A 19,573-nucleotide genomic window follows, 5' to 3' on the forward strand; every position below is an offset into this window, starting at 1 on the left:
ATTATCTTAGTGCCATATCTATACCTTAACCTTTAAAAAGAATCCACTATGTCAAAAACAAGCCCTAAGCCCGAAAAAGCCGCTTTTAGTAGTTTATTACCTATTTTTGCGTTTATTAAACCGTATAAATGGATGGTAGTAGCGGCGCTTGCTGCCCTTTTAGTCACCGCTGGTGTTAACTTATCATTAGGTCAAGGGGTTAAGTTTGTCATAGATCATGGCTTTATTGCTGGCTCTAAAGATCAGCTACAACAAGCTGTATTAGTGCTTATTGGTTTAATTAGTTTATTGGCCGTGGGCACCTTTAGCCGCTTTTATTTAATGTCGTGGATTGGCGAGCGAGTCAGTAACGATATTCGCAAAGCCGTGTTTAATCGCATTGTTACTTTGCACCCAAGCTACTTTGAAGAAAACCGCAGTGGCGAGCTTATGTCGCGTTTAACAACCGACACAACATTACTGCAATCAATTATTGGTTCATCATTTTCTATGGCGCTTCGCAGTGTACTTATGCTGGTTGGTGGACTTGCTATGCTGTTGTTTACTAATTTAAAACTTACTTTAGTGGTTGTTGCTTGTGTGCCGTTGGTACTTGTTCCTATGATGATATTTGGTAAAAAGGTGCGCAAACTTGCAAGCTCCAGCCAAGATGCCATAGCCGATATAAGTACCTACGCCGGCGAGATCATTCAAAATATTAAAGTAGTGCAAAGCTATAGCCACGAAGAGCAAGAGCAGCACGCTTTTGCACTTGAAACAGAAAAAGCCTTTAATGTGGCTAAAAGCCGCATTAAACAACGCTCGTTTTTAATTGCAGCGGTAATATTTTTAACTTTTAGCGCTATTAGCGCAATGCTGTGGGTCGGCGGCAGCGACGTATTAGCAGGTACCATGACTGGCGGTGAGCTAGGAGCCTTTGTGTTTTACGCTATTATGGTGGCAATGTCGGTGGCAACCGTTGCTGAAGTATATGGCGAACTACAACGCGCAGCAGGCGCAGCTGCAAGATTACTTGAGTTACTTGCTGTTAAAAGTGAGATAGAAAACCCACTAAATCCACAAGATAGTAACTTACTAAAAAATAGTAACAGCCCTGCTATTACGCTTGAGAATATAAGCTTTAACTACCCTTCTCGCCCAGACGTAAGCGCACTTAATAAAATAAGTTTAAATATACTTCAAGGCCAAACTGTGGCTATTGTTGGCCCTTCTGGCGCAGGTAAAACAACCTTATTTGAATTACTACAGCGCTTTTACGATCCGGCTAGCGGAGCCATTAAATTTAAAGATATAAATATTAAAGAATTATCGCTTAATACCCTCAGAGGTAAAATGGGTATGGTCGCGCAAAACCCTATCTTGTTTAGCTCCGATGTAATGCATAACATTCGCTACGGCAACCCAAATGCAAGTGACGAGCAAGTATATGCCGCTGCCAAACATGCTCATGCAGATGAATTTATTAAACAATTACCGCAAGGTTATAACAGTTTTTTAGGTGAGCAAGGTGTGAGGTTATCGGGTGGGCAAAAGCAACGTATTGTGCTTGCGCGTGCCATACTAAAAGACCCTGAAATACTGCTTTTAGATGAAGCAACCAGTGCACTCGATGCGCAAAGTGAGCACCACGTGCAAGCTGCGCTTGAGCATTTAATGCAAAATAGAACAACGCTTATTATTGCCCATAGGCTGGCAACGGTTAAACATGCCGATGTGATTGTGGTAATGGAAAATGGAGAGATTATAGCAACGGGCACCCACCAAGAATTAGTGGCAAGTAACCCGTTGTATCAAAAACTGTGTGAATTACAGTTTAATAAGGACTAATTATTCTTCAGTGTTTGGTACTATTTGAATTTCTACACGGCGGTTTTGAGCACGGCCATTTGCACTATCGTTAGTCGCAATTGGACGTGTTTCGCCATAACCCATAGTACTTACACGCTCAGCCATGATTTGCTGGTTCACTAAGTAGTTTTTAACGCTTTGAGCACGTTCACGCGATAGGTTCATGTTGTAGCTGTCTTTACCTGTGCTATCTGTGTGGCCTTCAATACTTAGGTACGTTTTTTCGTATTTGTTCATCACTTTAGCAATAGCATCTAAGGTATCGTTAAAGCCAGACGAAATATAAGATTGGTCGGTCGCAAACGTAATATTAGATGGCATAACTAAACGCAAGTTATCGCCTTCACGTACAACTTCAACACCAGAGCCTGCAAGTTCATCACGAAATGCTTCTTCTTGCTTATCCATGTAGTTACCCACTGCAGCGCCAGCTAGTGCGCCGATAGCAGCGCCTATAAAAATACGCTTATCTTTATGGTTACTTGTTGCTTTACCTAATACGCCACCCGCTGCTGCGCCAATAGCCGCACCTTTGCCGGTGTTATTCATTTCACAACCAGAAAGTAATACAGCTACTACGGTTACGCTTAAAAGTGATTTAGTTAAAGTCATGGTGATACCCTATTCATTAAGAATTTAGCAAGAGTATGCAAATACATGTATGAACAAACTATGAAGAGAGTGTTAAAAGCAGCGCATCTTGCTTGATTGTTAAACAGACCTCAAACTAATGTGCCGTTTTAATAAAAATGTCATACTACGCTGTGACAATTTAATGAATTTTACAAAGGATATTGGCGCAATGTTAATTGCTATTTTTAGACAATTTTTTTTACTAGGGTGCATGAGTTTTGGTGGCCCCGCTGCGCATTTAGGCTATTTTAAGCGCCACTTTGTAGATTCGTTAAATTGGCTAACTAACACCCGTTACGCACAACTTATTAGTTTAAGCCAAGCATTACCAGGGCCAGGCTCTAGCCAAGTTAGTTTTGCTATTGGTGTTGAGCGTGCAGGAGTACTGGGTGGTATAGCTGCTTTTGTAGGCTTTACCTTGCCTTCGTTTTTAATAATGGTGCTGCTTGCGGTTAGTGCCCATCAGTTTGACGCTGTTTACTTTGCAATTATTGCAGGCTTAAAGTTATTTGCCGTTGTTATAGTCGCGGATGCAACACTTAGTATGGCTAAAAGCTTTTGTACAAGTGCTGCGCTTAAGTTACTTGCGATAATGAGTACACTTGCCTTGGTGTTATTTCCAATGATGGGAACTCAAATAGCGATTTTAATCACTGCAGCAACAGTAGGTGCTATATGGCCTTTATTAAAACTTGGCACAGTAGCAGACGATGTTAGCAGTAAAAACAGTAATATTAATTGGATTGCACTGGGATTATTTGCGCTCTTACTTGGGGTTAGCTTTATTCCACTAGAACATGAGTTTGCTTTGTTTACCCCTTTTTACCAAGCGGGTGCAATGGTGTTTGGCGGCGGACACGTAGTACTGCCGGTACTTCAAGCTGGCGTACCAGCATTGAGTGATGATCAGTTTTTAAGTGCTTACGCGAGTGCACAGGCAGTGCCAGGGCCAATGTTTACTATTGCTACTTACTTAGGCGCACAACTTACTACTGAGCAACCTTTAGTGGGTGCCCTTATAGCTACACTGCTTATATTTATGCCTGGTTTTTTACTTATACTCGCATTCCAAAAGAGCTGGATTAACTTGGCAAGTAAGCCTCGTTTTGCAAGTTCAATAGCGGCGCTTAATGCAGCGGTAGTCGGTTTTTTAGCGGCTGCATTGTATTCACCAATTTGGACATCGGCTGTGCATAACCTTTGGCAGGTTGCGTTAGTAATAATTACATTTGCATGGCTGCGATTTAAAAAGCCACCTATTTGGTGGCTCTTAGCTTTATTTATTGCTGTGGGTCTTTTGCAGCACTATTTGCCATCACTCTAAATGTTGGCTTATCTGTTTGTTGCTCGTTAGGAGGGCTTAATTGCCCACTAACACTTTGATATGCCCTAAGCCCAAACACTGGCAATACTGCAAGTAAATGGTCCATTATTTCGGCTTGTAGATGCTCGTACGAAATCCAGCGTTTGTCTTCACTAAAGCAATAAAACTCAATCGGTAACCCGTGGTTCATTGGTTGTAGCTCTCGTACCATTAACGTAAGCGACGTATTAATTTTACTGTGCTGCTTTAAATAGCCCTCAGCATAACGACGAAACAGCCCTAAATTAGAAACTTGAGCGGGTAATGTCGTCACTCGGATATAGTCATGAAGCGGAATAGCCGCATCTATTTGCTTTCTAAATTCATCACTTACTAAACAAATACTGTGCATATCTATATTAAGTGAGCGCTTAATACGCCTACCGCCCGACTCTTGCATACCGCGCCAGTTTTTAAACGAACCCGCAACTAGCATATAAGTTGGAATAGTTGTAATGGTGTTATCCCAGTTACGTACCTTTACAGTGTTTAAACCCAAATCAATTACTTCACCATCGGCGCCGTAGTTTTCTACTTGAATCCAATCACCATAAGTTACTAGGCGATTTGCTGCGATTTGAATACTCGCTACAAAGCCTAAAATAGTGTCTTTAAATACTAATAACGTAACAGCAGCAATAGCACCAAAGCCAGAGAGAATATAAGTGGGTGACTTCTCAAGGAAAATACTTACAATTAAAATAGCACACACAATAAAGGTGATTAGCTTAACAACCTGAATTAAGCCCTGAATAGGGACTTCGCGTGCAAACTCCAATTGGTTATAAATAGAACCCGCAATACTTACAATACTGCTAAAAATAAAACCTACATGAATAATTAGTATAGCTTGGCCAACCGTTTTCAAAATTTCAGCGGTCAGCTCATTAACCGGATAAACACTGTCAAAGGTCGCCAAAAATAATACGCTGCAAAGCATACCTGCAATACGTCTATTAAGCTTATTAAGCATAGGCGACAACGAACCAATACGTTGAGGCGAAAGCTTAGTTACCACTTTTTGAATGCCTGGTAACATTAACCTACGAGTAAATAAGTAAACAATTAATAAAGAAAAAATCCCTATTGAAACTGCGGTAATAGAACTAAGAAAATCCGCATCGGGTACTTTTTCAAACCAAGGAGCTATTAACTCCTGTAGGTGGGTGTTGGTCATAATGTTTCAATTTCCTTACTGATTTGTGGTTCAGGTAAATCTTGTTGAGCATAAATATCGGCAAGCTGCTGATCTTTCGCAACCCATAGCTCATTCACATAATGTTGAAAATTAGCTTTAAATACGTCATCGGTTTGATAGCTGCCCTGCATATTGTCATTAATGGGCGTTACGTCTATTGAAACATAAATAGAATCTAGCTCGCCTTTGAGTAAGTTCCGACAAACGTGATCTGTTTTACCGCTATACACTAAACTTGTATTTAGCATGGCATCAAATTGGTTGGCTAGCACTTCAAGCGCAAAAGCAATGCCACCCGCTTTGGGTTTTAATAAGTGCTTAAAAGGACTTTGCTGCAGATTATGCTTAGCTGGCGTAAAGCGTGTGCCTTCAACAAAATTAACGATGGTAGTAGGATAGTGACGAAAATTGCGACAGCTGTGCTTTGTGCGCTCTACATCCAACCCTTTCAACTTTGGGTTTTTAGCAAGCTGTGCTTTGCTTACCCGTTTCATAAACGGCATACCCATAGCCCACGCACCAGTGCCAATAAAAGGCACGTATTTTAATTCATCTTTTAAAAAAAACTTAGGGGCTGGCAATGCATGTAATGAGCTAAGCACGGTTATATCTAACCAACTCGTGTGATTACATATAAGTAAATACCAACTTTTTGAATTTAAATCGCCACTTATATTAACCACAATATTAGGACAACCTAGCCACAAGCCAAACCGATTGCCATTACACCATCCTCGATAAGCGCTGTGCAATAAAGAGTTAACAACAGGCAAAGGCAGTAATAACTTAATAAGCCCTAGTACAAATACTAGTGAGCCAAAAAGCATTACATTAGAAAACAATACGCAGCCCACAATTAAGCCGTTAAGCCAATTTGGTAACCACTTTTTTAGCATAACTGTAAGCTCATATTTTTGCCTTTTATTTGGGATGTTTTTCGAGCGATTGTAATGTTTGCTCTTTATTTTCCCATAAACGATTTAGCTCGCTTTGAAAGCGCACTCTAAATTCAGAATCGCCGGTGTAGTCACCAATAAGCTCTTCGCTTACCGGCCTTACATCCACATGTACGTTGATATTTTTTACCTTACCACCTGCAAAATCCATGAATGTAGGAATGCCATCAGGGTAATGAATTGTAACGTTAACCACTTTAGTAATTTGCTCGCCCATTGCTTGCATTACAAAGGCAATACCGCCCGCTTTTGGTTTTAATAAATGTGGAAACGGGCTATTTTGGCGCGCGTGCTTTTGTGTAGTAAAACGAGTGCCTTCTACAAAGTTAACCACACTTACTGGCATTTCTTTAAATTTTTCGCAGGCTTTACGCGTGGTTTCTAAGTCTTTGCCACGCAGCTTTGGATTCTTTTTTAGTTGGCTTTTACTCGTGCGGGTCATAAACGGAAAATCAAGCGCCCACCAACACAAACCTAGAATAGGCACGTAAATAAGCTCTTTTTTCAAAAAGAAGTTTAAAAATGGAATTTTACGGTTAAACACGCGCTGCAATACTAAAATATCGACCCAGCTTTGGTGATTTGCAATTACTAGGTACCAATCCTTCAGTTTAAGTTCTTCAAGGCCAGTTACATTAAGTTTAGTTGGCGTAAATAACTTTTGATTTAAGCTATTAAAAGTCACCCAAATAGTTGCAAATTTCTTTGCAGCCCAGCTCATAATCTTTTGTAGAGGCTTAATAGGTATAAGCTTTATAAGCCCACAAACAAAAATAGGTACAAACCAAAAAAGTGTGTTTATTGTGTAAAAAATAATACTAAATACACCGCGAATAACTGACATTACTTCCATTCCTTTAAACATTGCGCAGCCACTAATACTGCGCTTTCAGTTGCTTACAAATTAATCTTCAAAATAGGTATAGCCTTCAAGGCCTGCATTAAGCTCAGCCAAGTAACCTTCTTTACACTGCGCTGATACATCAAGTTTATTAACTTGGTACGCAAAGTTGTCAGCTAAAATGGCGCTATCATAGTCAACAAACTTTAATACATCCTTAACGCTATCACCTTTTATGGCATTGGTTAACACATAACCTTCATCGTTAAGCTCTACATGCACTGAATCAGTGTCACCGAATAAGTTGTGTAAATCGCCTAAAATTTCTTGATATGCACCCACCATAAACATAGCAATGTGGTATTGCTCGCCGTGCTTATATTCTGGTATTGGTAGACTGGTTTCGATACCAGCGCCTTCAACGTATTCGCGGATTTGACCGTCAGAGTCACAGGTAATATCTTGAATAATCGCGCGCTGAGTCAATGGTTGAGTTAAGTTTTCGATTGGCATAACCGGAAACAACTGCTGAATACCCCATACATCAGGCAATGACTGAAATAATGAAAAGTTAACAAACAATTTATCGGCAAGCTTTTCGTTTAAATCGTCGAGGACTTCACGGTGCGCGCGCGCGTTATTACTAAGCGATGCACGTACACGATGTAAAATAGTAAAGTAAAGCTGCTCTATTTTCGCCCACTCTAGCATGCTTACTAAGCCATGCACGTACTGATCGTGCGCTTCGCTAAATAAGTGCATAGCGTCGTGATAAATCTCAAGTGCCATACGCGGGTTTAAACGCTGTAAACACTGCCACATTTCATCAAGCACTAACGCGCTATTTTCAAGCGGTGGCTCTGGATTTAAATGATTGGGCGCTTTTTCTACGTCAATTACATCGGTAATTAATACCGCATGGTGAGCGGTTAAAGCGCGCCCCGATTCGGTGATAATGGCCGGATGCGTAAGGTTATGCTGATCGCACACCTCTGCAAATGCATTCACTACATTACGCGCGTACTCTTCTACTGTGTAGTTCATTGAACACGCGCTGCGCGAGCCAGAGCCCTCGTAATCAACGCCTAAGCCGCCGCCTACATCAACGGTATTTAACGGTACGTTTAATTGCGTAAGCTCAGCAAAGTGGCGTGCGCATTCACGCAAAGCACGGTGAATATCACGAATGTTGGCAATTTGAGAACCAATATGAAAATGCACCATTTGCATTAAGTGCAGCTTATTATGCTTTTTCAGCACTTCAACAGCACTTAGTACTTGGCCTGCCGTTAAACCAAACTTGCCTTTTTCGCCACCCGTGTTTTGCCACTTGCCTTTGCCTACTGAGTTTAGGCGAATACGAATACCAATAGCAGGTTCAATGCCTAGGTTGTCTATTTCTTCAAGTAGTGTGGTCAGTTCTGAAAGCTTCTCTACCACAATTTTTACGCTGTGGCCCATGGCTTGACCAATACATGCTAAGCGTAAAAATTCACTGTCTTTATAGCCGTTACACACTATTGTGATTGGCTCTTTTGCTACGCCCAAAATAGCCATAAGTTCTGGCTTTGAGCCTGCTTCTAGGCCAACAAGCCCGCTTGGATGCGCTAATAGCTTACTTACTACAGAACGTTGCTGATTTACTTTTATTGGGTAAACACAGGTGTATTTACCGTTATATTCACGATTTGCTCGCGCTTGCGTAAACGCATTAGTAAGGGTGTCTACACGATTTTTTAAAATATCGGTAAAGCGTACTAAAACCGGCAACGTTAAACCTTGTTGTTTAAACTGCTCTGTTAATTGCGTTAAAGAAATGGCCGGTTTTGTTTGGTCGCCATCTGGGTAAGCCACCAGTTCGCCTTGTGCGTTAATATCAAAATAACCATCACTCCAATGAGCAACGTTATAAGTGGCGCGTGCTGTTTCTAAACCCCAGGTCATGGCAACTCTTCTTTAGTCAATTAGGTATAAAGGCGCATTTTAATACGTCACTATCCACTAGGCTAACAAAAATTGAACTTTCACTCACTCCTAACTAACTTTATTCGTCAAATCAGTTAAAATGTCATTGAGCAAAACGCCAAGCACTGGCAGAATTGCCCCTTTTTCATACTCAACCTAAAAAGTGTAATAGTAACTATGGCAAATTTAGATCAAAGTAAGTGGTTTACTGAAATTAGCGACCGCGATGGCAGCGCATTTTCATTACGTATTAATAAAAAGTTAGATGAAAAACAGTCTCCTTTTCAAAAGGTAGAAATGTTTGAAACCACAGACTTTGGTAATTTAATGATCATCGACGGGTGTACTATGGTAACAACCCGCGAAAACTTCTTTTATCATGAGATGATCAGCCACCCTGCACTTTTAGCGCACCCAAACCCTAAAAACGTCGTTATTATTGGCGGCGGCGACTGCGGTACTTTACGCGAAGTATTAAAACACCCAGGCGTAGAAACTGTAACGCAAATAGATATAGACGAAGTAGTAACGCAAATGTCGTTAAAATACTTCCCAGAGCTTTGTGAATCTAACAACGACGCCCGTGCAACGGTTATGTTTGACGACGGTATTAAATACATGCGCGAAGCCGCTGGCGAATCTATCGACGTGGTTATTGTTGATGGCACCGATCCGGTGGGTCCAGGTGAAGGTTTATTTAATCATGCGTTTTACACAAGCTGTTTAGATGCACTGCGCCCAGGTGGTGTTTTAGTACAACAAAGCGAATCACCACTTATGCATATGCCATTATTAGTTGAAATGCGCGAAGCAATGCTAAGCGTAGGATTTAATGATTTACAAACACTGCCATTCCCGCAACCAATTTACCCAAGCGGTTTATGGTCGGTAACACTTGCACGTAAATCACAAGCATTTGACGGTTTTAGAGAAGACGGCGCAGCACAAATAGCCGAGCAAAGTGAATACTACAACAGCGGTATTCACCATGGTGCACTCGCTACACCTAACTACATGAAACGCGCTTTTGATAAAAAATAATACTAATTCACTTTAGGCTTTGTTGACTTCTCAAGGTTAAAATTGCATTAAAAAAGGGACTTTTAAAGTCCCTTTTTATTTTTATAATGACGATTCAAACTGAACTCGAGCTAGCAAACAACATAAGTACAGTCATATTTCAAAACCTTAAAGAGCTATCTAACCAAATAATGAGTTTATTTAAACTTTAAATCGATGCACTAAGTGATTTAGCTCATCAGTCAATTGTTCCATTTTTTTAGATACATCCTCAGTAGTTCGAGCAAGCGCCCCCCCTTCTAAAGTTTGATCGTTTAATGATGATAGGTTTTGACTTATTTCATCTGCAACCGTTGTCTGCTCTTCAGTCGCTTGCGCTGTTTGCATCGCCATATCATTTACTTTAGTAGACGAGCTTTGCATTGCATTAAGCACATCATTAGTTTGACTAAACGAACCAACCGCATCATCTGCAAATTGCTTACCTTCATCTATCGCTTTAATTGATTGTTCTACGCTCGTTGCAAATTGCTCTATCATTTTTTGAATATCGTTTGTGCTTACTTGCGTGCGTGTAGCCAATGTTCTTACTTCATCTGCTACCACAGCAAAACCTCTGCCATATTCACCAGCTCGCGCGGCTTCAATAGCAGCATTAAGCGCCAGCAGATTTGTTTGCTCTGCAATTGCACGAATAACCTCAAGTACTTTGGCAATGTTATCAGAACTTTGTTGTAGCTCTGTAGAGCGCGCCATAGCTTGCTCCATATTTTGCGACAAAGAAATAATACGAGAACTAGAGTGCGCAACCGCTGTTAGTCCTTGCTGAGCTAAATTTAACGATTTATCAGCTTCTGTTGATGATTGCTGAGCAACACCTGCAACTTCTCTACTTGCTACACTCATCTCATGCACTGCACTTACTATTGACTCAGAGGCTTGGCTGAGCGTTTGATTTACAGCATTGTTTTTATTTGCAACCTGACTTAACTCACCTCCTAATTCACTTAGCTCTTTTGATTGCTCTAAAATATCGCGAATTAATTGCTGTAAGTTGTCGAGAAAACGATTGAACTGCGTTGCAAGTTCAGAAAACTCATCTTTAGACGTTATAGCGATCCTGCCAGTTAAATCGCCATCACCAGAGGCTATATCGTTAATACGAGAAGTTACATAGTTAATTTGCTCTGTTAATTGCTTAGGAATAAGGTAACTAAACCAACACGCCACTAATAAAATTAATATGACAAAAATAAGCATAGTTAACTTAGTTGAAGCAATTGTGTCTGATAGTTTTTGAACTTCTTCGACCGATGTTTGCTCTGCTAATTCACCAGCTTGATCAAGCGTAGATCTTAATTCGTCAAATGCTTTTTCTGATTGAGACTGTTTTTTTAGATTTGTTTTATCATTCATATAGGCCAGTGAAGCGTTTAACCAAGTATTATAAGCACCATCAAAACCGCGAAGCCCATTTATAGCTTTTGGATAATCCGATAACAAAGCTAAGTACTGCTCTAACCTTTGCGTTACTTGCTCAGCATTTTCTTTATGCTCTTGCAAATAAGCTTCTTTATTGTCGTTATGTGCGACTAAATTTAACTCAGCAACCTTTGCTTGATACAAATCCCTGTCGGCACTCAAAGCAAGAGACACAGCCTTAATAAATTTATCGGATTGCACATCTAATGCATTTTTTTGTAAGTTAATTAAGTATGAATACCCAATAATTAACGACAAGATAGCAATACCTAAAATAACAATAGGAAAAGAGACTTTGACGCGGATACTATTCAAATTCATTACTTACTCCAAAAAAAATCACATTTAATACCTACCTTTTTGATAATAAATCTAGTTTATAAAACCTAAAATCGCCATTGAGCGTTTAGCATTATTTGCTGCTGCGAGATTCGTTCATTAAATCCAATTGGCTCTCTATTTTTTGCAACACTTTTAAGTGCAGAACCTTCAACCCCTATTTGTAGTTTATTAGTGAGCTGGTAGCGCCATGTTGCGGTTAAGCCTTCCCCATTACTTGCATTAGGGTCAAACGCGGTTGTGTCGTTATCTGTCACTTTAAAGTAATCGTAGCGTACAGAAACTCGATGCTTGCCTTCTTTATGGCTTAACATTAAATAATGGCTGTAAAAGGCATTATCTATTAAAGCATTAGCGCCCATTTCGGTTTTACCATTAAGTACCTGTGCTATTAAACGTGTTTTATTATTAAACTTATAAAGCCAAGCGGCGCTTGTAAAGCGAGTATCCCAAGCATATTGCCCTGTACTAATATTAAGCGTGGTTGGGTCACCGTTATTGTTGTAATAATAAATTCGAAATTGTGATTTTTTTAAGTAATCCCAATGTACGCCAGCGTAATAGCCAAAACGCCCGTCTACTTCTTCAAACGGTAAAACCTGATTAGCTTGCCAGCGTAATTCATACGCATTTAATGCCGCTACAGGCGCAAATTTAACACTTTCGTTAAATGTAGTTTGCCTATCGTGTAATGCAAAACCACGCCAAGCAAGTAAAGTACCGGCAGGGTCATTGCCTTTAAATGTAGCACCTACAAAACTAAAGCTATGAGCGCTGTTAAAACGTTTTGCTGGGCGCTTAATAGTTATCTCTGCGCCAACAGTGCGTACTTCCTCGCCAATCCAGCTATTAATAGCTGAGTTTGTATAGTTATAAGGAGAAGTCCATCCTATATCAGGGTTTTCAAGCGACATAAGTGGATAAAAACCCCCTACACGCACATGCCATTTATAGTTGCTGTTAGATAGCGGCTGATACTTTATATAAGCCTGTGTAAAACCAAGGCCAACATCAGGATCTTGATTCGCATTTAACACCCCATGAGCCGACCAACTAGATGCTAAATCAACATTAAAATCTAAAATACCTTGGGATAAAATAAGTTCGTCGCTTTTAGTATCGTGCCGATATAGCCCAAGGCCGCCCTCTTGGAAGCTACGTATATCGTCCCCCTGCACGGCTCTAATTTGTATCAAGCCTTTTACTTGTGCATACAATGCATTACTAAAACATAAAGCACCGGCTAAAAATGCCAGCCTCATTAAGCGATTAATAGTCATCAAATTCATCCGTAGCAAAGTCAATTTGCTCCGCAATTTCCTGCTTTACTTTATAAGTGATCGGGTTAGTAGCCACAGTAATAGTTTGAGATTCAACCTTACTAATATCACTAAACCCAGAATGCCAAACACTTAACGTGTATTCGCCTACATTGGCATTTAGATCAACATGACCATTTTCATCAGTGATTGCAAAAATAGTACTATCGACCACCACAATATAACCTAACATCCAATCATGAATGTTACAGCCAAGCTCAACAACACCTGTTTGATCAAAAGTAATGGGCGCTTTTGGGTGCTCCTTATATAGCTTTAATTCAAATGTTTTAGCTTTAGAAAATGAATAAACGTGATGCATGATTGAGTCCGCATTCGGAAACTCTACCTTTGCATTTTGTGGGACAACTAAAATACGCGGCTTAAATTCTCGATTTTGCTGGGTCATCGCATAAGGTGCTTCTGGCGGAATAACGCTAGAGGAATCACCTGCAGTTAACCACACAACAGCATTAGGTAATGGGTCATTATTAGCATTTTTAATTGTAATATTTGCTGCAAAAACTCCAGTACTAACACTTAGTAAAAATACACAAAGTAAGCTTTTTATCATTTTCTTGTCGCTATTATCAATTTGTTTACATTATAGACCGATTAAGCCACCAAATTCTTTCTATTTTTTAAAACATTGAATACGTATGTAGGCAGTCGTATTAATCATCAACAGTCATTATCCTTAAATGTCACCACCGACTCATCTAAGGACACACCATGAGAATCCCTGCACTTGTGCTTTTAGCCTTTGCTAGTAATAGCTACGGACAAACCGTAGAGCTAAAATCGCCAGACACACAAATAACAGTAAGCATCTCTGACGAAAACAACACGCCAAGCTACGCAATAAAATTTAAAAACAAAGCGGTTATAAACAAATCTTTACTGGGGTTTGAATTTAAAACACAAGCGGCCTTTAGCGACGGTTTTAAAATTAAAAACATTGAACAACAAAGCGTTAACTCGCAGTGGCAACAACCTTGGGGCGAACGCCAAAACGTTGTTGACGAATATAACGAAGTAGCCGTTACCTTTACAAAAAACGAGCCAAATAAAGGCGCCTACACTATTCGATTTAAAGCATTTGATAGTGGTGTAGGTTTTCGATACGAAGTACCACAACAAGCCGGGTTCGAACATACAGAAATAACCAAAGAGCTGACTGAATTTGCAATAAACAATAGCCATAATGCAACAGCATGGTGGATACCTGCTCGTGGCTGGAACCGCTACGAATATGTTTACAACACCACCGCGCTTAACGAAGCTCCACTAGCTCACACACCATTTACGTTTAAAACAAGTGACGGTACTCATATTAGTATTCATGAAGCCGCTCTTGTTGATTACGCGGGTATGGTGCTTAATCAGCGCCGTCCAGGCACATTTACAGCCGACTTAACCCCTTGGTCAGATGGTATTGCCGTTAAAAAGCAAGGCGCTTTTAAAACACCATGGCGCACCATTCAAATAGCCGACAGCGCTGTTGGCTTAGTTAATTCAGATATAATACTAAACCTAAACGAGCCTAATAAACTCGGTGACGTGTCGTGGGTTAAACCTGGCAAATACGTCGGTATTTGGTGGGGTATGCATATAAACACGCAAACTTGGGGTAGCGGTAAAAAACACGGCGCCACTACGCAAACCACAAAATACTATATGGATTTTGCAGCGCAGTATGGTTTTGATGGCGTACTCGTTGAAGGCTGGAATATTGGCTGGGATGGCGATTGGTACTTTAATGGCGATGTATTTAACTTTACCAAACCGTACGATGATTTTGATATAGCAGCGCTGACTCAATACGGCAAAGAAAAAGGCGTACAGCTCATTGGCCACCATGAAACATCAGGCAATGTAAGCAACTACCGTGACCAAATGGAAGATGCTTTTGCCCTTTACGAAAAATCAAACATCAGCCAAGTAAAAACAGGTTATGTAGCCGATGGCGGAAATATAAAACGTATAGACAAAAACGGTATTGCGCGCCATGAATGGCATGACGGCCAATTTATGGTTAACGAATACCTTTATAACGTAAAGCTTGCGGCTAAGCATAAAATTAGCATTAATACTCACGAGCCAATTAAAGATACAGGCCTGCGCCGTACTTACCCAAACTGGATCGCGCGCGAAGGTGCACGCGGACAAGAATATAATGCATGGGGTTCGCCTCCTAACCCACCAGAACACGTACCAATGCTTGCCTTTACCCGCATGCTCTCTGGCCCTATGGACTTTACGCCAGGTATTTTTGATATGAGCTTTAATGGTTTAGGAGGCGATACAAACCGCCCACAAACTACACTTGCCAAACAACTTGCACTTTATGTTGTGTTGTATAGCCCAATTCAAATGGCTGCCGACTTACCTAAAAACTATTTGGCTAAGCCCGACGCATTTCAATTTATTCAAGACGTACCAACAGATTGGCAGCAAAGTATTGCCCTTGATGGCGAAGTAGGCGACTTTATTGTATTTGCCCGTAAAGAACGTAAAAGCACTAAATACTCAGGAAATGATTGGTACCTAGGTGCTGTTACTGACGAGAAAGCCAGAACTATTGAGGTGAAACTCGACTTTTTAGAGCAAGGCAAAAAGTTTGAAGTACAAATTTATAAAGATGGTAAAAACGCAGAGTGGAAAAACAATCCGTACGATCTAGCTATCGAAAAACGTATTGTAACTGCAAGCGATAAACTAACGCTTAAATTAGCCACTAGTGGCGGTACAGCTATTCGTTTTAAAGCACTTTAATACAATAAAACCCCTGCATTTATTGTGCAGGGGTTGATACCTTGATTGGCAAATATACTTGTGCACTTAAACCGCCTTCTGGGCGGTTTTCTAGTTTTACTTTACCGTCGTGCATATCAACAATGCGTTTAATAATGGCAAGGCCTAAGCCACTACCTTCACTGCCACGTGCAGCATCGCCTTGCTTAAAGGGCTCAAACACAGACTCTAATTCGTTTTCAGGGATCCCAGGACCACTATCGTTTACAGCGATAACTACATATTTTTTGTTTGAATTAAAGTAACTAAGTACTTCAACATCGCCCTCAGAATAACGCAGCGCATTACCAATCATGTTGGTAATTACACGTTTAATAGCCACAGAGCTTAAGGGTATATTGCCTATATTTGGATTACTTTTAAACGTAATAGTACGTTGATGCTGAAGCTCAGAATTAACAACCTCGGCAACTAAAGCATTTATATCTTCGCAGCTTAGTTCTTCACGTTTATGGTGGCGTAAATACTCAATAAACTGATCGATAATCCCGTTCATATCTTCTATATCGTAAATAATACCTTCACGAAGATAGTCGTCTTCATCAACCATCATTTCGGTGGCTAAACGAATACGCGTAAGCGGCGTACGTAAATCATGCGATACACCAGCCATTAGTAAACGGCGGTCGTTTTCAAGTGCGGCAATTCCGCGCGACATTTGATTAAACGCACGCGTTACTTCTATTACTTCTGTTGAGCCTTCTTCTTCTAATTTGGTAGAAAAATCGCCTTTACCTACTTTCACTGCAGCTTGTTGCAGTGCTTTTAATGGCCTATTAAGGTGCCTTGCAAACAACCACCCACCCAGCACACTTAAAAAGCCAATACTTGATAAGTAAAAAGTTAAAAACTCTAAGTTGTTCTCTTTAAAGCCTTTAAGCGGTACTTTTACCCAATAACCTGGCGCTTGCGGTGCTTCAACCCAATAAATCAACGGATCAGTTTGGCTAATACGTACACGAGAATAACCACCAAGTTGCTCAGTCATGCTACGCGATAGCATAGAATATTCGCGGCTTTGCCCAAGCCCTTGGCGCATTGCTTCGCGCTGCGTCATGACTTCAATGCCGGTAATTTCAAAAAACTTCGCAGATACTTCGTCGTTTATTTCAACGCCATCTTCCCAGTCAATAAATACTGTTTTAATTTGCTTAGCAAGCATCAAGTTAACTTGCTCAATGGTTGGTTTTACAACATAAAAACTAACCGTAACATAAGACACTATTTGATTTATGAGCAGCAGAGCCGCCACTAAAAAAACAGTTTGTCCAAAAGCACTGCGCGGAAACATGCCCATAAATATTACTTTTCACCATCGGGAACAAACACATACCCCAAACCCCAAACGGTTTGAATATATCGCGGATTAGCGGCATCTACTTCAATCATGCGGCGAAGTCGCGATACTTGCACATCAATACTTCGCTCAAGCGCACTGTAATCACGTCCACGCGCCAAGTTCATTAGCTTATCGCGGCTAAGTGGCTCACGCGGATGCGAAACAAGCGCTTTAAGCACTGCAAACTCACCACTGGTAAGCGATATTGTTTTATCCCCTTCACTCATTTCGCGCGTTGCTAAATTAAGCGTAAATTTACCAAAAGCGATTAAGTTTTCTTCAGCAGCTGGAGCTCCTGGCACTTCTTTTGCGCGGCGGCGTAAAATTGCTTTTATGCGAGCAAGTAGCTCACGTGGATTAAATGGTTTTGGAATGTAATCGTCAGCGCCAAGTTCAAGACCAATAATACGGTCTACTTCGTCGCCCTTTGCAGTAAGCATAACAATAGGAATTTCATTTTCTTTTTGGCGTAGTCGGCGGCAAATAGATAAACCATCCTCGCCTGGGAGCATTAAATCGAGAACCATTAAGTGAAAGTTTTCTCGCTCTAGGAGTCTATCCATTTGCTCCGAGTTTCCTGCGGTTCTAACAATAAAGCCTTGCTCTACTAAATAACGTTCAAGCAAACTGCGTAAGCGCATATCGTCATCAACAACTAATACTTTTGTGGTCTCGTGTCCCATAATCTCTTTCTTATTTTTATATCCAATTACTAGTTAATATAAATGAAAAACTTAATAATCAAAAACTAATTACTTGCTTAGATTGTTACTGAACATTTCAAAGCTTCCTTACTCGTACTTTATTACATTTTACGCTCGACAAGTTTTGGCAAATTTAATAACGTGCACACCATTAGAGTTAATAAAGAATTGGCCATGAAAACAAATTTAGTTACCCGCGAAGGTTACTTGCAATTACAACAAGAACACGATCAACTATGGAACGTAAAACGCCCAGAAGTAACAAAAATAGTTAGCTGGGCAGCCAGCCTCGGAGATCGCTCTGAGAACGCAGACTATCAGTATAACAAGCGATTGCTGCGTCAAATTGACCGCCGGGTACGCTACTTACGCAAGCGCATACCTGATTTAAAAATTATTGACTACTCTCCCGTGCAAGATGGAAAAGTATTTTTTGGTGCATGGGTTGAAATTGAAAACGAAGAAGGTGAAGTTAAAAAGTTCAGAATTGTAGGTCCTGATGAAATTTACGACCGTAAAGATTACATATCAATAGACTCACCTATGGCGCGTGCGTTGATTAAAAAACAAGTAGATGACGAATTTGAAGTGACCACTCCTCAGGGAAAAAAGCAGTGGTATGTAAACAGTATCGACTACCAAAAAAAGAAATAAAAAGTTTTGATTCAGATCATGTTAACTTTTGATTGTGTAAATTAAAGCAATAAGCTATAACTGAATTATTCAAGTTGATTTGTTTAATTTGAAAGCAGTTAATTAAGGTCGTGATTATGTCAAACATGGTACAGCGCATATTTAGTAATGCCGTATTGTTTGCACTTTTAATGAGTGTAAGTTTGACGCTGCATGCCAGCAACACTGACGTAAACCTTGATAACGCTAAACTATCTAATCACTTTATTACTTGTGATATTCCTGACCAAGCAAACCTCGATTTTGACGTGGACTCTCACGTTAACACTATTACCTTTAGGTCGCCTCAACCACTTCCTAATGTCGTAGATTCTTTTTATAAGAGCACTAATCTAAACAGACCTTTTAGCACTGCATACCAACGCGGACCACCTAGCTATTTAATTTAATTCATTATTTTACAACTTAATTAAATTTTATAACTACTAAGGTGACTACTATGTCTAACTTTAAAGAATTACGTACCCAAAATATTTCTCATGGCGTTATTGCTAGCACATTTGCAGATGATCAACCATTAATCGATTTATCTTCTCCAGCGCTAAAAATGGTGAATAACTTTACTCAAAAAACACCTATTCGTGCAGAGCATGGAACAACGATTACAGATGCACTTAAACAAGTAAGTGCACAACAATCTGACTTTGTTTTAGTAACAGACGAACACCAAAAATTAATTGGCCTAGTTTCTAGTGCCGATTTACAAAGCTCTAAAATTACTATCATTGCAGAGCGCTTAAATATGCAACGAAGCGAAGTAAGCTTACGTGACATTATGACACCAGTTAGCCGCCTTACAGGTGTAAGTATGCAAAGCTTAAGCTACGCATGCATTGGTGATGCGCTGCAAACGATGGAGCATCAGGGCACAATGTTTTTATTAGTTACAACAGCGAGTAACGAAATTTGTGGTTTAATTTCAGCTCGCCAAATAGCTAAAACATTACATATTCCTGTACATATCTCACCTATTGCTCACTCTTTCAGTGAAGTATTAGAAAACATTGAGCACCCTCACTAGGGCGCTCTTTTAGTTGAATTGATTTACTCCCGACCCAA

Annotated in this window: 17 protein-coding genes; 7 read left to right on the forward strand and 10 right to left on the reverse strand. The window is 40.2% G+C overall.

Annotated elements, in window-relative coordinates; translation table 11 throughout:
* Nucleotides 1-48 precede the first annotated feature (48 nt).
* Complete coding sequence (locus I6E69_RS15335; protein ID WP_197121597.1) at nucleotides 49-1,827, forward strand: ABC transporter transmembrane domain-containing protein; 1,779 nt, start codon at nucleotides 49-51, stop codon at nucleotides 1,825-1,827.
* Here I6E69_RS15335 and I6E69_RS15340 read toward each other — a convergent pair whose 3' ends face one another.
* Nucleotides 1,828-2,460 (reverse strand): OmpA family protein, encoded by a 633-nt coding sequence (locus I6E69_RS15340; RefSeq protein ID WP_002959537.1) that lies wholly within the window; start codon nucleotides 2,458-2,460, stop codon nucleotides 1,828-1,830.
* A 190-nt stretch (nucleotides 2,461-2,650) separates the two neighbouring features.
* Here I6E69_RS15340 and chrA point away from each other — a divergent pair, with 190 nt between their 5' ends.
* On the forward strand, nucleotides 2,651-3,805 hold the full coding sequence (gene chrA / locus I6E69_RS15345; RefSeq protein WP_024596782.1) for a chromate efflux transporter: 1,155 nt from the start codon (nucleotides 2,651-2,653) through the stop codon (nucleotides 3,803-3,805).
* Here the strand turns inward: chrA and I6E69_RS15350 are convergent.
* The 4 genes from I6E69_RS15350 to speA are packed head-to-tail and all read right to left on the reverse strand — an operon-like array spanning nucleotide 3,762 to nucleotide 8,783.
* Complete coding sequence (locus I6E69_RS15350; RefSeq protein WP_039490513.1) at nucleotides 3,762-5,021, reverse strand: mechanosensitive ion channel family protein; 1,260 nt, start codon at nucleotides 5,019-5,021, stop codon at nucleotides 3,762-3,764. The two genes, chrA and I6E69_RS15350, sit on opposite strands and share 44 nt — an antisense overlap.
* A complete protein-coding gene (locus I6E69_RS15355) occupies nucleotides 5,018-5,938 on the reverse strand; it encodes an acetyltransferase (RefSeq protein ID WP_197121598.1) in 921 nt (306 codons plus the stop codon). Before I6E69_RS15355 ends, I6E69_RS15350 begins: the two co-directional genes overlap by 4 nt.
* Before the next feature lie 25 nt (nucleotides 5,939-5,963).
* Nucleotides 5,964-6,842: an acyltransferase gene (locus tag I6E69_RS15360; RefSeq protein ID WP_002959542.1), complete on the reverse strand. Its 879-nt coding sequence runs from the start codon at nucleotides 6,840-6,842 to the stop codon at nucleotides 5,964-5,966.
* Nucleotides 6,843-6,902: 60 nt separating this feature from the next.
* The gene (gene speA / locus I6E69_RS15365; protein ID WP_002959544.1) at nucleotides 6,903-8,783 is read right to left on the reverse strand and encodes a biosynthetic arginine decarboxylase; all 1,881 of its coding nucleotides are present in this window, start codon (nucleotides 8,781-8,783) and stop codon (nucleotides 6,903-6,905) included.
* A gap of 198 nt (nucleotides 8,784-8,981) precedes the next feature.
* Between speA and speE the strand changes: the two genes are divergently transcribed.
* A complete protein-coding gene (speE, locus tag I6E69_RS15370) occupies nucleotides 8,982-9,845 on the forward strand; it encodes a polyamine aminopropyltransferase (RefSeq protein WP_182712831.1) in 864 nt (287 codons plus the stop codon).
* A gap of 180 nt (nucleotides 9,846-10,025) precedes the next feature.
* Here the strand turns inward: speE and I6E69_RS15375 are convergent, their stop codons facing one another.
* The 3 genes from I6E69_RS15375 to I6E69_RS15385 all read right to left on the reverse strand — a co-directional run bounded on the left by I6E69_RS15375 (nucleotide 10,026) and on the right by I6E69_RS15385 (nucleotide 13,538).
* Complete coding sequence (locus I6E69_RS15375) at nucleotides 10,026-11,627, reverse strand: methyl-accepting chemotaxis protein (protein ID WP_197121599.1); 1,602 nt, start codon at nucleotides 11,625-11,627, stop codon at nucleotides 10,026-10,028.
* 65 nt (nucleotides 11,628-11,692) lie between these two features.
* A complete protein-coding gene (locus I6E69_RS15380) occupies nucleotides 11,693-12,925 on the reverse strand; it encodes a hypothetical protein (RefSeq protein ID WP_197121600.1) in 1,233 nt (410 codons plus the stop codon).
* The gene (locus tag I6E69_RS15385; RefSeq protein ID WP_039490518.1) at nucleotides 12,915-13,538 is read right to left on the reverse strand and encodes a plastocyanin; all 624 of its coding nucleotides are present in this window, start codon (nucleotides 13,536-13,538) and stop codon (nucleotides 12,915-12,917) included. The genes I6E69_RS15380 and I6E69_RS15385 overlap by 11 nt, the downstream gene beginning before the upstream one ends.
* 158 nt (nucleotides 13,539-13,696) lie before the next feature.
* Between I6E69_RS15385 and I6E69_RS15390 the strand changes: the two genes are divergently transcribed.
* Nucleotides 13,697-15,739, forward strand: coding sequence for a glycoside hydrolase family 97 protein (locus tag I6E69_RS15390; RefSeq protein WP_197121601.1), 2,043 nt, complete (start codon nucleotides 13,697-13,699; stop codon nucleotides 15,737-15,739).
* A gap of 19 nt (nucleotides 15,740-15,758) precedes the next feature.
* Here the strand turns inward: I6E69_RS15390 and envZ are convergent, their stop codons facing one another.
* Both envZ and ompR read right to left on the reverse strand, forming a co-directional pair.
* Nucleotides 15,759-17,075 carry a two-component system sensor histidine kinase EnvZ gene (gene envZ, locus I6E69_RS15395; protein ID WP_182749576.1) on the reverse strand — a complete coding sequence of 439 codons (1,317 nt, stop codon included), beginning with the start codon at nucleotides 17,073-17,075 and terminating at the stop codon, nucleotides 15,759-15,761.
* Nucleotides 17,076-17,080: 5 nt separating this feature from the next.
* Nucleotides 17,081-17,800, reverse strand: coding sequence for a two-component system response regulator OmpR (gene ompR / locus I6E69_RS15400; protein WP_002959552.1), 720 nt, complete (start codon nucleotides 17,798-17,800; stop codon nucleotides 17,081-17,083).
* 195 nt (nucleotides 17,801-17,995) lie between these two features.
* On the opposite strand from ompR, the gene greB reads away from it, so the two are divergent.
* The 3 genes from greB to I6E69_RS15415 all read left to right on the forward strand — a co-directional run bounded on the left by greB (nucleotide 17,996) and on the right by I6E69_RS15415 (nucleotide 19,535).
* Nucleotides 17,996-18,475, forward strand: coding sequence for a transcription elongation factor GreB (gene greB, locus I6E69_RS15405; protein ID WP_002959554.1), 480 nt, complete (start codon nucleotides 17,996-17,998; stop codon nucleotides 18,473-18,475).
* A gap of 116 nt (nucleotides 18,476-18,591) precedes the next feature.
* Nucleotides 18,592-18,903, forward strand: a complete 312-nt coding sequence (locus I6E69_RS15410; protein ID WP_138489777.1) for a hypothetical protein — start codon at nucleotides 18,592-18,594, stop codon at nucleotides 18,901-18,903.
* Between the two features lie 50 nt (nucleotides 18,904-18,953).
* The gene (locus tag I6E69_RS15415; protein WP_024595749.1) at nucleotides 18,954-19,535 is read left to right on the forward strand and encodes a CBS domain-containing protein; all 582 of its coding nucleotides are present in this window, start codon (nucleotides 18,954-18,956) and stop codon (nucleotides 19,533-19,535) included.
* Nucleotides 19,536-19,573 lie beyond the last annotated feature (38 nt).

The sequence above is a fragment of the Pseudoalteromonas sp. NZS100 genome, from assembly GCF_015864815.1.
GTDB classification, from domain to species: Bacteria; Pseudomonadota; Gammaproteobacteria; order Enterobacterales; family Alteromonadaceae; genus Pseudoalteromonas; species Pseudoalteromonas distincta.

Bases quoted from the DNA above. Each gene is read 5' to 3' on its own strand.
- I6E69_RS15335 (WP_197121597.1), top strand. From the start codon at position 49: ATGTCAAAAACAAGCCCTAAGCCCGAAAAAGCCGCTTTTAGTAGTTTA.
- I6E69_RS15340 (WP_002959537.1), bottom strand. From the start codon at position 2,460: ATGACTTTAACTAAATCACTTTTAAGCGTAACCGTAGTAGCTGTATTA.
- I6E69_RS15350 (WP_039490513.1), bottom strand. From the start codon at position 5,021: ATGACCAACACCCACCTACAGGAGTTAATAGCTCCTTGGTTTGAAAAA.
- I6E69_RS15385 (WP_039490518.1), bottom strand. From the start codon at position 13,538: ATGATAAAAAGCTTACTTTGTGTATTTTTACTAAGTGTTAGTACTGGA.
- speE (WP_182712831.1), top strand. From the start codon at position 8,982: ATGGCAAATTTAGATCAAAGTAAGTGGTTTACTGAAATTAGCGACCGC.
- envZ (WP_182749576.1), bottom strand. From the start codon at position 17,075: ATGGGCATGTTTCCGCGCAGTGCTTTTGGACAAACTGTTTTTTTAGTG.
- greB (WP_002959554.1), top strand. From the start codon at position 17,996: ATGAAAACAAATTTAGTTACCCGCGAAGGTTACTTGCAATTACAACAA.
- I6E69_RS15410 (WP_138489777.1), top strand. From the start codon at position 18,592: ATGTCAAACATGGTACAGCGCATATTTAGTAATGCCGTATTGTTTGCA.
- I6E69_RS15390 (WP_197121601.1), top strand. From the start codon at position 13,697: ATGAGAATCCCTGCACTTGTGCTTTTAGCCTTTGCTAGTAATAGCTAC.
- I6E69_RS15415 (WP_024595749.1), top strand. From the start codon at position 18,954: ATGTCTAACTTTAAAGAATTACGTACCCAAAATATTTCTCATGGCGTT.
- chrA (WP_024596782.1), top strand. From the start codon at position 2,651: ATGTTAATTGCTATTTTTAGACAATTTTTTTTACTAGGGTGCATGAGT.
- ompR (WP_002959552.1), bottom strand. From the start codon at position 17,800: ATGGGACACGAGACCACAAAAGTATTAGTTGTTGATGACGATATGCGC.
- speA (WP_002959544.1), bottom strand. From the start codon at position 8,783: ATGACCTGGGGTTTAGAAACAGCACGCGCCACTTATAACGTTGCTCAT.
- I6E69_RS15375 (WP_197121599.1), bottom strand. From the start codon at position 11,627: ATGAATTTGAATAGTATCCGCGTCAAAGTCTCTTTTCCTATTGTTATT.
- I6E69_RS15360 (WP_002959542.1), bottom strand. From the start codon at position 6,842: ATGTCAGTTATTCGCGGTGTATTTAGTATTATTTTTTACACAATAAAC.
- I6E69_RS15380 (WP_197121600.1), bottom strand. From the start codon at position 12,925: ATGACTATTAATCGCTTAATGAGGCTGGCATTTTTAGCCGGTGCTTTA.
- I6E69_RS15355 (WP_197121598.1), bottom strand. From the start codon at position 5,938: ATGCTAAAAAAGTGGTTACCAAATTGGCTTAACGGCTTAATTGTGGGC.